Origin of the sequence: Staphylococcus caprae (assembly GCF_003966625.1) — a bacterium.
GTDB lineage: Bacteria > Bacillota > Bacilli > Staphylococcales > Staphylococcaceae > Staphylococcus > Staphylococcus caprae.
In genome coordinates this window covers 1528964-1543246 of the sequence record NZ_AP018587.1, presented here as the reverse complement: position 1 = coordinate 1543246, position 14283 = coordinate 1528964, and the positions used below count along the sequence as shown (strand labels likewise).

At 32.9% G+C, this 14283-nt stretch carries 12 protein-coding genes; 2 read left to right on the top strand and 10 right to left on the bottom strand.

The genetic code is table 11. From position 1 onward, the window contains the following. Positions 1-7 precede the first annotated feature (7 nt). The gene (locus JMUB898_RS07350; RefSeq protein ID WP_037541557.1) at positions 8-1141 is read left to right on the top strand and encodes a toxic anion resistance protein; all 1134 of its coding nucleotides are present in this window, start codon (positions 8-10) and stop codon (positions 1139-1141) included. 144 nt (positions 1142-1285) lie between these two features. On the opposite strand, the gene brnQ3 is transcribed toward JMUB898_RS07350, so the two are convergent. From brnQ3 to JMUB898_RS07325, 5 genes are all read right to left on the bottom strand, one after another. Next, a complete protein-coding gene (gene brnQ3, locus JMUB898_RS07345) occupies positions 1286-2629 on the bottom strand; it encodes a branched-chain amino acid-like transporter carrier protein BrnQ3 (protein WP_002442831.1) in 1344 nt (447 codons plus the stop codon). A 198-nt stretch (positions 2630-2827) separates the two neighbouring features. After that, positions 2828-4717, bottom strand: coding sequence for a vWA domain-containing protein (locus JMUB898_RS07340; protein ID WP_002442833.1), 1890 nt, complete (start codon positions 4715-4717; stop codon positions 2828-2830). Positions 4718-4729: 12 nt separating this feature from the next. Further along, positions 4730-5521 (bottom strand): ATP-binding protein, encoded by a 792-nt coding sequence (locus JMUB898_RS07335; protein WP_002442834.1) that lies wholly within the window; start codon positions 5519-5521, stop codon positions 4730-4732. A 112-nt stretch (positions 5522-5633) separates the two neighbouring features. Next, positions 5634-5837 (bottom strand): DUF6501 family protein, encoded by a 204-nt coding sequence (locus tag JMUB898_RS07330; protein WP_002442835.1) that lies wholly within the window; start codon positions 5835-5837, stop codon positions 5634-5636. A gap of 29 nt (positions 5838-5866) precedes the next feature. After that, on the bottom strand, positions 5867-6676 hold the full coding sequence (locus JMUB898_RS07325) for a VOC family protein (protein ID WP_002442836.1): 810 nt from the start codon (positions 6674-6676) through the stop codon (positions 5867-5869). Positions 6677-6873: 197 nt separating this feature from the next. Here JMUB898_RS07325 and JMUB898_RS07320 point away from each other — a divergent pair, with 197 nt between their 5' ends. Then, positions 6874-7044 carry a hypothetical protein gene (locus tag JMUB898_RS07320; protein WP_002442837.1) on the top strand — a complete coding sequence of 57 codons (171 nt, stop codon included), beginning with the start codon at positions 6874-6876 and terminating at the stop codon, positions 7042-7044. A 45-nt stretch (positions 7045-7089) separates the two neighbouring features. On the opposite strand, the gene JMUB898_RS07315 is transcribed toward JMUB898_RS07320, so the two are convergent. The 5 genes from JMUB898_RS07315 to JMUB898_RS07295 form a co-directional block, all read right to left on the bottom strand. Beyond that, a complete protein-coding gene (locus JMUB898_RS07315; protein ID WP_002442839.1) occupies positions 7090-7791 on the bottom strand; it encodes a hypothetical protein in 702 nt (233 codons plus the stop codon). Continuing rightward, positions 7788-8618, bottom strand: a complete 831-nt coding sequence (locus JMUB898_RS07310; RefSeq protein WP_002442841.1) for an ATP-binding cassette domain-containing protein — start codon at positions 8616-8618, stop codon at positions 7788-7790. The genes JMUB898_RS07315 and JMUB898_RS07310 overlap by 4 nt, the downstream gene beginning before the upstream one ends. A gap of 149 nt (positions 8619-8767) precedes the next feature. Further along, entirely contained in the window at positions 8768-9976 is a 1209-nt protein-coding gene (locus tag JMUB898_RS07305) for a Fic family protein (protein ID WP_002442843.1), read from the bottom strand. A 190-nt stretch (positions 9977-10166) separates the two neighbouring features. Beyond that, on the bottom strand, positions 10167-11441 hold the full coding sequence (sucB, locus tag JMUB898_RS07300; protein WP_002442845.1) for a dihydrolipoyllysine-residue succinyltransferase: 1275 nt from the start codon (positions 11439-11441) through the stop codon (positions 10167-10169). 17 nt (positions 11442-11458) lie between these two features. After that, the gene (locus JMUB898_RS07295) at positions 11459-14263 is read right to left on the bottom strand and encodes a 2-oxoglutarate dehydrogenase E1 component (RefSeq protein ID WP_037541444.1); all 2805 of its coding nucleotides are present in this window, start codon (positions 14261-14263) and stop codon (positions 11459-11461) included. Between the last annotated feature and the right edge of the window lie 20 nt (positions 14264-14283).

The window sequence follows — 14283 nt, the reverse complement described above, 5'->3', positions numbered from 1 at the left end:
GAATGAGATGACGCGCGAATTAAACAGCAATCAATCGCATCCACTCGATCAATATATTCAAGATAATTCAACTCAAAATCCAACAGTCGCTCAAGACTTTGAACCTCAATTTAGTGAGGAAGACAAACAAAAAATAGAAACAATTAGTCAGCAAATTAAACCTTTAGATCATGAAGGTTTATTACAATTTGGTACGAATTTACAACAAAGCATGTCTCAATTTTCTCATCAAATGTTAGATGAAGTTCAATCTAAAGATATGGGACCGGTTGGTGATTCTCTTAATCAATTAATGGGAAAATTAAAGTCTGTTAATCCTAACGATTTAGATCCAAACAAACAATCTAAGCTTAAACGACTATTTAGAAGAACGAAAGCTTCTATAAATGAAGTTTTCTCTAGAATGCAATCTGTAAGTTCGCAAATTGATCGAATTACGGTTCAGCTAGACAAGCATAAAGGTAATTTAACGAAAGATGTTGAGTTGTTAGACGGTCTTTACGATCAAAATAAAAAATATTTTGATGATGTAACACTATATATTGCAGCAGCTCAGCGTAAGAAACAGCAGATTCAATCAGAAACGATACCAGAGTTACAGGACAAAGTGCAACACTCTGAAAATCAAATGGATATTCAAGCCGTTGCTGATATGGAACAATTCGTAGATCGTTTAGAAAAGCGAATTTACGATTTGCAATTATCTCGACAAATTGCGATTCAAACTGCACCACAAATTCGTATGATTCAAAATGTTAATCAGGCATTAGCTGAAAAAATCCAAAGCTCAATTCTTACAAGTATTCCTTTATGGAAGAATCAAATGGCAATTGCTTTAACATTAATGCGCCAACGCAATGCAGTTTCAGCACAACGAGCCGTTACAGATACGACAAATGATTTACTAACACAGAATGCTTCTATGCTTAAACAGAATGCAATCGAAACGGCTACTGAAAATGAGCGTGGTATTGTTGATATTGAAACACTAAAAGCAACACAAAGTGATATCATAGAAACAATTGAACAAACGTTACAAATTCAGCAAGACGGACGTCAAAAACGTCAAGCTGCTGAAAAAGAACTGAATGGTCTAGAACAAGATTTAAAGCAACACTTGTTATCTATGAGAAAAGAATAAATATAAAAATGGCACTCACACGAAGTAGAAATAAAGTGCATCCCATGAAGTTAGATTTAAGTCCAACTTTTGGGTGCACTTCTAAAATATTACTTCCGTTATGAGTGCCTTTTACATAGTCATATTTAAATTTTTATTATGGTATTACTCTTTTTGATATGCGATGGTCTTTTGTTTAACAAAGTAAGAAACAATATAACCAATGATTGTAGCAACCACAGCAATTGGGAACCATTCAAGTGAATAGTGTTTTAATGGTAAATGATCTATAAATGATATTTTAATCCAGCCTTGCGTAGTGATTAAACTTAAAATAGACTCAATCGCTATAACAACAAGCGGAATTTGTTGAGCGATGGGTTTGGTTGGAACAAAACGAGCAATTAATATGAGCAAGACAACTGTAATGGCGATTGGATAAACAATACTCAACACCGGTACAGACATCGTTATTACTGAATTAAGCCCTTGGTTTGCTAGGATGAAACTTATTAAAGTAAAAATAATGACATACACTTTATAAGGGATTTTAGGTAAAATACGATGGAAATATTGGCTCACTGAGACAATAAGTCCGCAAGCTGTAGTCAAACATGCTAGTGCAACAATAATACCTAATAAGTATTTACCAAAAGTACCGAAACCGGTAGCTGCCATCGTAGTTAGTAAATAAGTACCCACGTTTTGATCGTTTGCTGTGAGTTCTTTCATTTTCCCAGGAGTGACATGCATATGATTACCGATAAATCCTAATGAAATATAAATAAAAACTAAAGCTACAGCAGCGATAAGCCCTGCTATCATCGTCTGTTTGAAAATCTTATCAGCATGCTGAATGCCAGTAGCCTTCACCGCATTAACGACAATCATTGAAAACGCAATTGAAGCTATTGCATCCATTGTTAAGTATCCCTGAGTAAAGCCTTGTGAGAAACTACCAAATGCAGAATGGAACAGTTTTGTGTTACCAGCATCTGGTGTCTGCCCTCCGAAATCTACAAAACCTTTAATAATCATAGCTAAGATAGTTATGAGCAATAAAGGTGTAAGTAATGAACCAATTCTATCAATCATTTTATTTGGATTGAGACATAAATAAAGAACGATTAAAAAATAGATGATAGTAAAAATTAATAAAGCTAAACTTCCATTTGTATGAGCAATTGGTGTAATCGTCATTTCAAATGATGTTGAAGCTGTACGAGGAATTGCAAACAATGGTCCGATTGTTAAGTATATAATAATTAAAAATATTAAAGAAAATTTTGGTGAAATTTTCTTTAATGCCCCGATATAACCTTGATGGTCTAAAGCCCCTACGACGACACCTAATAAAGGTAGACCTATACCTGTTAAAGCAAATGCAAGTATAGCCGGCCATAAGAAATGTCCACTATCGAGACCGAGATTTGTTGGAAAAATAAGGTTTCCCGCACCGAAAAACATGGCAAATAAGGTAAAACCTATAATCCAAGTATTTTTATTCATAATGCTGCTCCTTTTTATCTAATAATGCAACATTCAACATTCTATCATAATTAAGATTTATAAGTCTATATAATTTCAGAAAATTTAAAAACTTATATAATGTAAATATTTTCATATTTTAAAGTTAAAGCGAAATATCTTCTAATTAAGAAAACGAAGTGCAATCCAACACTTACGCATCCCACTATTTTCAAAAGTTTAAAAGGACTTCAGCAATAGTTTCTTCAATAATGGCGATAAATGACTTGGTAAATGTTCCACGCCCTCAACAAAAATTGAAAATTGACCATAGATATTGTGAATGGTTTGCTCAATATCTTCAGTAATTGGTTCTTGACTAAGGAAGACGTTAAAAACTTCAATCCCAAACTTACGTGCAGTTTCAACAGCTTCATACGTATCAATGATGCCATCTTGACTATAATTAAATGCTGATGGTTCACCATCTGAGAACACGATAAGAAAACGCTGTTGATGACTTCTTTGTAAAAGACGTTCACTTGCGACTCTGATTGCCACGCCATCGCGATTATCATCTTGCGGTTCTAATGACATAATTCGAGGGCCTTCCTTTTCAAAAATTGAATAATTATAATTAATAATTTCATCAATAATATTAGGTTGCTCGCGATCATCAGCTTCAAAGGCATCCTCATTAAAAGCTAAAATTTCATGTTTAATATTTAAAGTTTTCAATGTTTCGTGGAATAAAACGACACCTTTGATCGTTTCGTCCATTTTGTCATGCATGCTCGCAGAGGCATCTACTAACAGTGTGAAGGTTGCATCAAACGTCTTACTTAAGTCCTGTTTTTTATAAAATAATTTAAATTGATCATCAATAAACCAGTTGATTAAATCTTTTTGAAGCCGCCCTTTAGTGAGATTGCGACGTTCATCTTCATGTTCTCGGTCAATTGTTTTTTTAATGATTTGAATTAAATCTTTAATCTCATATTGCACATCATTCTTCGAAGATTGGTAATTTATGATGTCTTGAGGTTGAATATCAGGTACTTTCCATTCAATTTTTACATTCTTATTGATTCCTTCTAAGGCAAATGCTTGATTTTGGCCTATTAAACCACCTTCATCATGATCTAAAGTACTCTGAGAGCCCTTTCCTTTCTTAGTCATCATATCGGTCATATCATCAGTGCTGTCGCCTTCTCGAGCTGTGTCATTATCCGCCATGACTTCACTATTTTCACCTTCATGAAGTTCCATTTCTAGATAAGCACCGCCTTTGGATTGACTATCCGCTGACTTTGTTTCTGCTTCTGCAGTTTCAATATCTTCTTCGGAATTATTGGTATCGTTACCATCTGTTTGACTTGCATCTGTACGTTTCAAATCGTCAAATGTAGTAGTTTGAATATCTTCGTATAACTTTTGTGGTAAATAATAATATTCATTTAACATATCTTCTTTGAGTAAATCATCAACTTGGTACATAATACGTTCAGCGAGGTACATATTATCTTCTGAAGATTGATTCTGGAAAATATTAGGCAGATACTGATACATGCTAACTAAAATATCATCAAATAACGGATGTATTGTTGGTATGTCAAAGAAGTTTTGACTTAGAAAGGCACGCTCTAAATAAAGGAATAATAAATCTGTATAAACAGTTTTAGTTTTATACACATTGATTTGTGAATCTGTGAAAGCCATTCGCGTATTTAAACGTAAATCGATATACTTAGCAGTACTTGGTCGTTCGTTACGGATGATGTCGAAGATACGCACATCTTCCAATAACTTGAACAACTGATGAAAGAATTTACGATGTTGGAAATCACTATGATGTAGGACTTCGTTTACAATATCTACATCCATGTGATGGTAGCCATATGCAGCTAATAGTACGTCAGTTTTAAGCCCTGCTTGTTCAACTTGAGGTGGCCGATGAGACCAAAACCAACTTGTGATTAAAGTATTGCTAAATGGATTATAATATGGAAATTTTTGGATTTTGACTTGTGTTTGTTCATTTTTTAAAAGCAATCGTGCTAGGTCTTGTAACATCATGACTTGCTTAGCATCTAATTGTTCATCGTTGAATTTGATAAAACGATCACTCATACGTATCCCTCTTTAAAAATTTAACTCAATTGCGTTAACAATGGCTTGTTGCTCACGTTCATCTTCTAACTTATCGATAATAGTACGTTTAATCGCACGTTCAATAGGTATAACAGTAGCTAAGTCACTTAAGTCGATGAGTGCACGTATACTAGCAGCCTCTTCGGAAATTTGTCCTTGCTTCGTCATTGTTCTTAAATCTTCATTAAATTTGATAATTTGTCGTATCACTTGATCATCTTGCAATCGGCTTTGCTCTTTGATCACCGTTTTCAAAATATCCCCATCAATATAATCAACTTCTATGACGATAAAACGGTTCTTGAGTGCTTCGTTCATAGGTAACGTCCCAACATATCCTTCATTAATTGCAGCGATAACATTGAAGCCTGGTGCAGCTTTAATGACCTCACCAGTATATGGGTTAGTAATTTGACGTCGATAGTCTAAAACACCATTTAGAATTGGTAACGTCTCAGGTTTCGCCATATTAATTTCATCAATATAGAGAATATGACCCTGTTTCATTGCTTTAATTACAGGTCCATCTATAAACACAATTTCTTGATGGCCTTCTTCATTTGTTTGAATAGTTTTAAATCCGAGTAAACTTTCAGTATCTAAATCAACTGAACAATTGACTTGGTGCATAGGCCGTTGAACTTCCTGACTAAGTGTCTCAGCAAGCTTCGTTTTCCCAGAACCTGTAGGGCCTTTTAATAAAATATTTTTATTTAATTCAAAAAGCACTTTCGCATCTTGAAATACAGATTCATCTGAGTTTTTATAAATTGTTTGTACCATCGTTACCCTTCCTTTATGTATAAAAAGAGGCTAAGACATCTAAGTCTCCACAGACCTGTCTTAGCCCTATTAATAATGTTAAGTCATCACTACTTCAATTGCATGGCGCGTTCTATACTTCTTTAAAGTAGTCCTTGAAGTATCCGCCCACTAAGCCAGAGTTATCAATAATTTGATAATACTCTTCAGTTTCATTGATAACATCGTATTGTTTACCAACTGTTAACATATCAGAAACTGTAAATTTCTTAGCATCTGTATTTGTCACTTCTACTTTTTTGATAGGTGTACGTTCTTTCCATGTTTCATGTAACATTGTATAACCTTCCTCTATAAAAAAATGATTTACTTTTCTAATGTGTAAATAAATGAGATACCACTGTTTTCAGTGATTCTTAAAGATTCTGAATCCCCTTGTTCTAACGTTTGGTAAGGTATACCGATTTCATCTAAACGTTCTTTAGCTTGATTAAAAGCTTCACGATGTTGCGTTGAGAATTCGACTTGTTCTACTGGACCGACATCAGACATTTCAATATCTTTATCGGCTTCATATAAGTGAAGTTCACCACCTAAGCCACCTTCACCAATTTTGAAAACTTGAATATTTTCATCGGCGTCTTCACTTGGTAAATACTCTGCGAATAAATCCAGACCAAATACTCTCGTTAAAATAGATGTAGTAATCGCTAATTCGTTGACTTTAAGTATCACAGGCCCTAAACCTTGCACTTGATGAAGTGGATTAACTGAACTATCAAATGAAGGCATGCCAAGACCGACACCTGTATTATGTTCATTTGAGTAAATATCGAATGTTTGATGATTGTCATCTTCAAAACTAAAATGTTTATTACCATTGAGTTCAGTCATTGAGCTATAAGAGATGTTGTGATTTGAGAGGATTTCTTGATACTCATCTAATCCTAAATCAGAAGGTGTGCGTAAGCCTACACTATCAATATGTTGATTTATGTAATCATTAGTAGGAATTTCTACAAAATGTAGTCGAGTACCTGGGCTTAAATTAGCATCTCCAAATCTTAAAGCATTTTCATTTTTATCAGTATATTGCAATCCGATGATGTTACTAAATAATTCTTTAGTTTTAGATAGGTCACTCGTCCCTATAGTGACACTTCTAAGTCCGCTCATAAACTGACACTCCTAGATTTTGTCTTTATAATCAATATTATAACGTATTTTAAGGCTAATGAATATGCTGAAAGTTTATTCTATGTGGGTTATTTTAAGTCAACATTGTCATTTGTTTGAAAATTGAAATTACACATTGGATAAAATTTTTGTATATATTAAAATATATGTAAAGACATGTTTAAGGAGGCGTACATATGTCTAACTTATGGATTTTATTTGCAATTACAGTACTTATTGCAGTTTATTCAGGTATTCAAGTTTTCACTAATTTAGATAATAAACAAAAGCCTAGTTTTAAATATTTTACAATTGCATTTGTAGTTTGTGTAATTCTTGCAATTATTGAAATTATATTTCTTTCTTAATCATATATAATATAATAAACGTCCTAGCCAATTGGGTTAGGACGTTTATTTTTGCTCGGATTTTAAGAAAATAAATATGGTGAGTCCAAATAAAACTAAAATATAGACTATCATAATTAATGTTATTGATAGATAGTTAAAATGAGCGAGTATTTCTGTATTATAAACTGACATATAGTCACCTATTGGTGGTACAATCCACAATATATATTTAAGAAAAGTGTACGTTTGTAATAAAAATGGACGTAAAATACTTACCAAAATGATTAAAGCAATAAGTAACCACTTATATTTTTTTGATAACACATTAATATTCGCAATGAATGTAGAAATTAGGGTTGCAGTTAAACAAACAATGATGTGTAAGGCAATTGCCAGTGTGGCCTCTTTTAAAGATACTTTATCCTTAAAACTATGTATTAAAATTGGATAAAGCATCGAAAAAACAATTAACATACAGTTTACCAAAAATATAAATAGTAACTTACCAAAAAGATACTTAAGTTTAGACTCAAACTGTATAAAAAGTAAATATTTTTCGTTTAACGTTTCTAAATTTAAAATATTTATGGTAAGCCAACATGAAATAATAAGCAACACCAAACAACTTGAAGCATAACTAGACAATATTGGTTGGCCACTATAAAGATATTGAATAATAATCCAAGTTATAAAAATCATCATCGGCGGTATGAACTGATAAGAGCGAAGGTATTTCTTATATTGATATTGAATAAACGCTATCATGAACCAGTCACATCCTTTATTTCGATGATGTCACATTGCTGATCAAGTAATATTTTAAGTAAGGTATTCAAATAAGATGCATTAATTTGAATGTGCAACTTATCATCTACAGTTTGAATAGAGTTAAGATGATGATACTTTGATAAAATTTTAGAAATTCTAGCGTTATATTTAATAATAACTAATTTAGTAATTTGTGAGATTTCGTTTATATCACTTTCAACAGTATGAAATTCTCCATTTTCAATATTAAGAATGTGCGTAGTGATTTTTTGATGTAAAAATGATTCGTGAGACGTTAATACTATTGTAGCTATAGATTTTAATTGACTTAAATAATCTAATAGAAATTGTGTAGCTTCTTGGTCCAGTCCAGAAAATGGTTCATCTAAAATATAAATATCAGCTTTTTTAAGCAAACACTGAATCATATTTACCTTTTGTTTCGTGCCTTTTGAACAATTTTTAATTTTTTGAGTTAAAAATGGTGATAAATTGAAGTGTTGAATAAAGGAATTAAGATTTACCTGTGTTTGGTCAGATGGGTATGTTTTTAATAAAAATTTAAAGTATTCATTAATAGTTAAATTTAAATTGTCAGGAAAGTAATCTATCGCATAACTTACTCGTCCTTTAACAGAAAGACTCCCATTCTGATAATTCATTAAACCAGCAATAATCTTTAAAGTTACACTTTTCCCTGAACCATTATGCCCCTTTATTAAAGTGATGGAATTTTTTGGAATAATAAAATTGCTATTTTTGATAATAATTTGCTTATTTATCCTTTTTGAGATGTGATAAAACTTGATTGCAATATTAGACATTTTTACTCCCAATTTCTGTGACTTATTCTTTCACTCTTATATCTTAGCACTAAGAACTATAAACATAATCATACTTTAGTCATATTTAAGGTGTAAAAATACAACGGACTCTATGGTCGTTGTATAGGAAATAGAAATCTGTAATTTAATTAGAAATATCCATCTATAGCTTTATATAGTACAGGGCGCTCTCCCGTCTTTTCAACAATATTAATTTTGATTAATTCGTTTAACAACTTTCTTGTAGTTTGACTAGTAGTATTTAAATATGTTGAAAGCTCTTGTACTGTCGTATGGTCTTCTAAAGAAAAATATTGAATTTGAGCTAAAATAAACATGATATTTTTATGTTTCTCAGATAATGATGTTAATTTAGGATCGTCGTTAATTTTTTTGTAAGCGAACTCTAATTGTGAATTTTTTGTTTTTAATTCTTCAATTAAACTTTCTTGTCCTTCCTTAATAAAGCTTAAAAAGTTGTTAATAAAATAGTTGAGTTCACCTTTATTTATTACACTGTTTGTTTTATCGAACATATCATAGTATGTTTTTTTATTATTTTCTATCATACTTGATAATGAAATTGCTGTTAGCTCATCATATTCTTTACTTAAATATAAACTATTTATAAAGCGTGAAGTACGTCCATTTCCATCATAAAATGGATGAATATATCCAAAGTAATAGTGTGATATAGCAATTTTTATAATTGGTGTGATTTTACTGGGTATATTTAAGAAATTTAATAACAATTGTAGATGATTTACAATTTTACTATGCGGGGTAATGCCTTCATGTATAACTTTATTAGTAGAGGTAACAATGTTGACCGGGTGATTCCGAAATAATTCGCCGTCCGGTTTATTTTCATTATCGACTTCCTCTTCTGCAATCATCTCATAAATAGTTTTAATATCTTTTGGTACTTGAGGAAGGTTATTTTTACCGTATAATATGCCAAAATAAGAATTTAACATACTTTTAAATCGTATATCTTTTTTAGGATTTTCTTTTAATTCTTTCATACTCTGCACGATCTCTTGTTTATTACTATTAATACCTTCTATTTGGTTAGTGTAATACAATTCATTAACAATAATATCTTGATGCAGAGATTTAGTAGCTACATCCGGCAAGTTGCTTGTTAATTTCACCAAATTCGAGTTGTTTTTTTCTATTGTATATACCAAATTTAATATTTCAGAAGTAGGAATATAATATAAATTGTATAATTCGTTATGTCTATAAGGTCTGATTTTAAGCTCTAATATCTCTGCACTTGGTGATTCAAATCTTTTCTTATACTCATTTTCATGTTCTTTAGGAAATTTATAAAAATATTTATACATGAACTCCATATTCTCACCTACTAAGTTATAGTTTCATTAAATTTTATCACTTAGGTAGTCCTAGTACAACATTTATATTATAAATTCTAAAAAACTTACTTTAAATTAAAGCAAAGTTTAAAATAAATATTAAATACAAAAAATACAGCGACGTCGAACGCCGCTGTATCAGTATTTATAGAGTATATTTAGTTCAGAATTATGATTCTAGTAATAAATCTTCTGGATTTTCAATTAATTCTTTGATTGTTTTTAAGAATCCTACTGCTTCTTTACCATCAATGATTCTGTGGTCATAGCTTAAAGCTAAGTACATCATTGGACGGTTTTCAATTGTATCTTTATCGATTGCGATTGGACGAGTAATGATTGAGTGCATACCTAAGATAGCAGCTTGGCTACCGTTAATGATTGGTGTACTCATCATTGAACCGAAGATACCGCCATTCGTAATTGTGAATGAACCGTTAACCATGTCATCTAAGCCTAATTTTTTATCACGTGCTTTGACAGCTAAGTTAGCAATTTCTTGTTCAATTTCAGCAAAGTTTTTCTTATCGCAGTCTCTAACGAATGGAACTAATAAACCATCATCTGTAGAAACAGCAATACCGATATCATAGAATTGCTTAGTAATCATATCTTCGCCGTCGATTTCAGCATTGACTTCAGGATATTTCTTAAGTGCTGCTACTGCTGCTTTAGTGAAGAATGACATGAAACCAAGTTTTGTTCCATCATGATCTTTCATGAATTGTTCTTTTTTACGTTTACGTAATTCCATAACATTTGTCATGTCTACTTCGTTGAATGTTGTTAACATTGCTGTTTGATTAGATACTTCTAATAATTTTTTAGCAGCTGTTTTCTTACGACGTGACATTTTTTCACGAATAACTGGTTTAGATGGATTGTCATTAGATTTTTTAGAACCACTGTCTTGTGATTTGCTTTCACTTTTAGCTGGTTGACTTGCTTGTTTTTGACTATTATCAACGTCATCTTTTCTTAATACGTCATTTCCTTTACCAGAAACTTCGCTTAAGTTAACGCCATTTTCACGTGCATGTCTACGTGCAGATGGCGTAGCATTGACACGTTGATTGTTAGTATCTTGGCTATCTTGTTTATTATCTGAAGAAGCTTGTTTTTGTTCTGATTTATCTTCAGTTTGTCCTGCATCTTTAGATTCATCTTTTTGTGGAGTGTCTTCTGATGAACCACTTGATGCATTACCACTACCTTCGCCTACAACAGCTACAGCTTGACCTACTTCAACTGTATCGCCTTCTTCGGCTAATTGTTCAGATAGTACGCCTGCTTCCTCAGAAACAACTTCAACGTTTACTTTATCTGTTTCTAATTCTAAGATAGCTTCACCTTTATCTACGCTATCTCCAACGTTCTTTAACCACTCTGCAATGGTACCTTCTGTGATTGATTCTGCTAATTCTGGAACTTTTACCTCTGGCATACTTAATTTCCCCCTAGTTAATTATTAATGCTACTTTCAATAATTCGATTTTGAACAAGTTTATGAATTTCTCCATCACCTTCAGCAGGTGCTGCCCTTTGAATTCTACCATGATAGCTAAGATCATATCTATCAGCAACAAGTGCTTTAAGATAAGGATAAACAAATAACCAAGCGCCTTGGTTTTTAGGTTCTTCTTGAACCCATGATACTTTTTCTAGATTTGGTAGTGATTCTAGAACTTCTTTAATTTCTTCTTCAGGGAATGGATATAATCTCTCTACTGCAACAAGTAAAGTAGATTCATCAGGGTTTTTCTCTAAATGTTCTTTTAAATCGATAAACATTTTTCCTGAAGCTAAAATAACTTTTTTAACTTTTTCTGCATCGTGTTCTTCAGTAATGATAGGTTTGAAACCACCAGAAGTAAATTCATCGATTGGTTTAGCAACTGTTTTATTTCGTAATAAACTTTTCGGTGACATTACGATTAATGGTCTCATTTCTTGAGAATCTAGGCTTGCTGCTTGTGCTCGCAATAAGTGGAAGTAGTTACTTGAACTAGATAAGTTTACTACTGTGCTATTATTTTCAGCAGCAAGTTGCAAGAATCTTTCTAAACGAGCAGATGAGTGTTCAGCACCTTGACCTTCATAAGAATGAGGTAAGAATAATGTTAGACCTGAACGTTCTCCCCATTTAGCACGAGAACTTGATAAGAAGTTATCAAAAATCATTTGTGCCATGTTAGAGAAATCTCCGTATTGAGCTTCCCAAATGTTGAAACTTCCTTTGTTCTCAACGTTGTAACCATATTCGAAACCAACAACAGCAGCTTCAGATAATGGTGAGTTGTGAATTTCAAAAGTCGCTTTTTGATCAGGTACATGATGCAATGGTGTATAAGTATCACCATTTTCTTCGTCATGTAGAACAGCATGTCTATGACTGAAAGTACCACGTTCACTATCTTGACCAGTTAAACGAACTGAAGTTCCATCTTGTAAAATAGTGGCGAAAGCAAGTTGCTCTGCTTGAGCCCAATCAACTAATCCGCCATCTTTTTCAAATGGTTCTCTACGTTTTTCGAGTACTTTATTTAGCTTTTTAAGTACATGGAAATCTTCAGGATATGTGAGCATTGCATCATTGATTTCTTTAAGATGATCAAATGTGAAATCTTTCTCGTCACTTTGTAATGGTAATTGAAGTGACTCAGGTTTTTCCATATCTGGATTATCCATCTTATCTGATTTATCGATTTTGTCATGCGCTGCACGCATTTCTTTTTGAACATTATCAATTATTTCATTCATTTCGTCTTCTGAAATGATACCGTCTTCTACTAATTTCTTACCATATAAAATTTCGACTGATTCGTGTTTACGAATATTGTGATATGGAACAGGGTTTGTGATAGAAGGTTCATCCATTTCATTATGCCCATAACGACGATATCCTACTAAATCGATAACGACATCTTTGTGGAACTCTTTGCGGAATTCCATCGCGATATCGATGGCTTCAATTGTTGCTTCTACATCATCTGCATTAACGTGTAAAATTGGAACATCGTAACCTTTAGCAACATCAGTTGAATAAGTTGTTGAACGTCCATCAACAGGTTCAGTTGTGAATCCAATTCTATTATTTGTAATGATGTGAAGTGAACCGCCAGTAGTATAACCCTGTAAGCTACCTAGGTTCATTGTTTCAAAGTTAATACCTTGACCTGGATAAGCCGCATCACCATGAATGATAATTGGCATTGCTTTATGGAAGTCAGTTGATGGTGAACCAGCTTGATGTGTTTCATCTTGTGCAGCACGTGTTCTACCTTCAACAACGGGTGCTACAATTTCCAAGTGGCTTGGGTTATTAGCTAGAGAAATACGTTGTTCAGTACCGTATGAGTCAGTCGTTTTAACGCCACCTAAGTGGTACTTAACATCGCCTGTCCAACCTGAAGTTAATTCTAAACTACCGTCTTCAGGTAAGAATTTCATAGGATCTGTGTGCATGAATTCTGAAATCATCATTTCATATGGTTTTTCAAGCACATGTGTTAATACGTTTAATCGTCCTCGGTGAGCCATACCGATTTGAATATTCTTAATTCCCTCATTACCCGCTAAAGTAATAGTATGTTGAAGCATTGGTACTAACGTGTCTACCCCTTCAATAGAGAAACGTTTTGCACCAACGAAGTTTTTGTGTAAGTATTTTTCAAATCCTTCAACATGCGCTAATTTTTTGAAAAGTTCTTTTTTCTGATTATTGTTTAAATTCGCTTTATAAGGCGTTTCTATACGTCTTTTTAACCAAACGCGCTCTTTACTATTATTAATATGTGTATATTCAAAAGCAATTGGTCCTTTATAGCGTTTTTCCATACGGACGATCGCTTCATAGGCATTGTCATAAATATCTTCAAAGTGTTCTGATACAATACCAGCTGAAATTTGTTCCAAAGTTTCTTGGTCTAAATCAAAGTCTTCAATTCCTAATTTAGGGACATGTTTACGCTCTGGAGGATTAACTGGATAAATGCCTGCTTTTAAGTGTCCGTATTGACGTATATTATCGATTAAGCGCATCACACGTTTAATCGTGCTGTCTCCCGCTTGTGAACCACTTGAACCAGTGGTCGGTTTAGCCTCGATATGAGCTTCCCCTGTTTTAATTGTACTAAATAGAACTTGTAAATCTTCTGGAACTGATGATGGATCTTGTAGGTAATCATCATACAAATCTAGCATTAAGCCGAGATTTGCACCGAAGTTTACAGGCGCCTCTGTAACTTCCTTTTTGTCCTTTGTCATTTTTACACCCTCCACAAAAA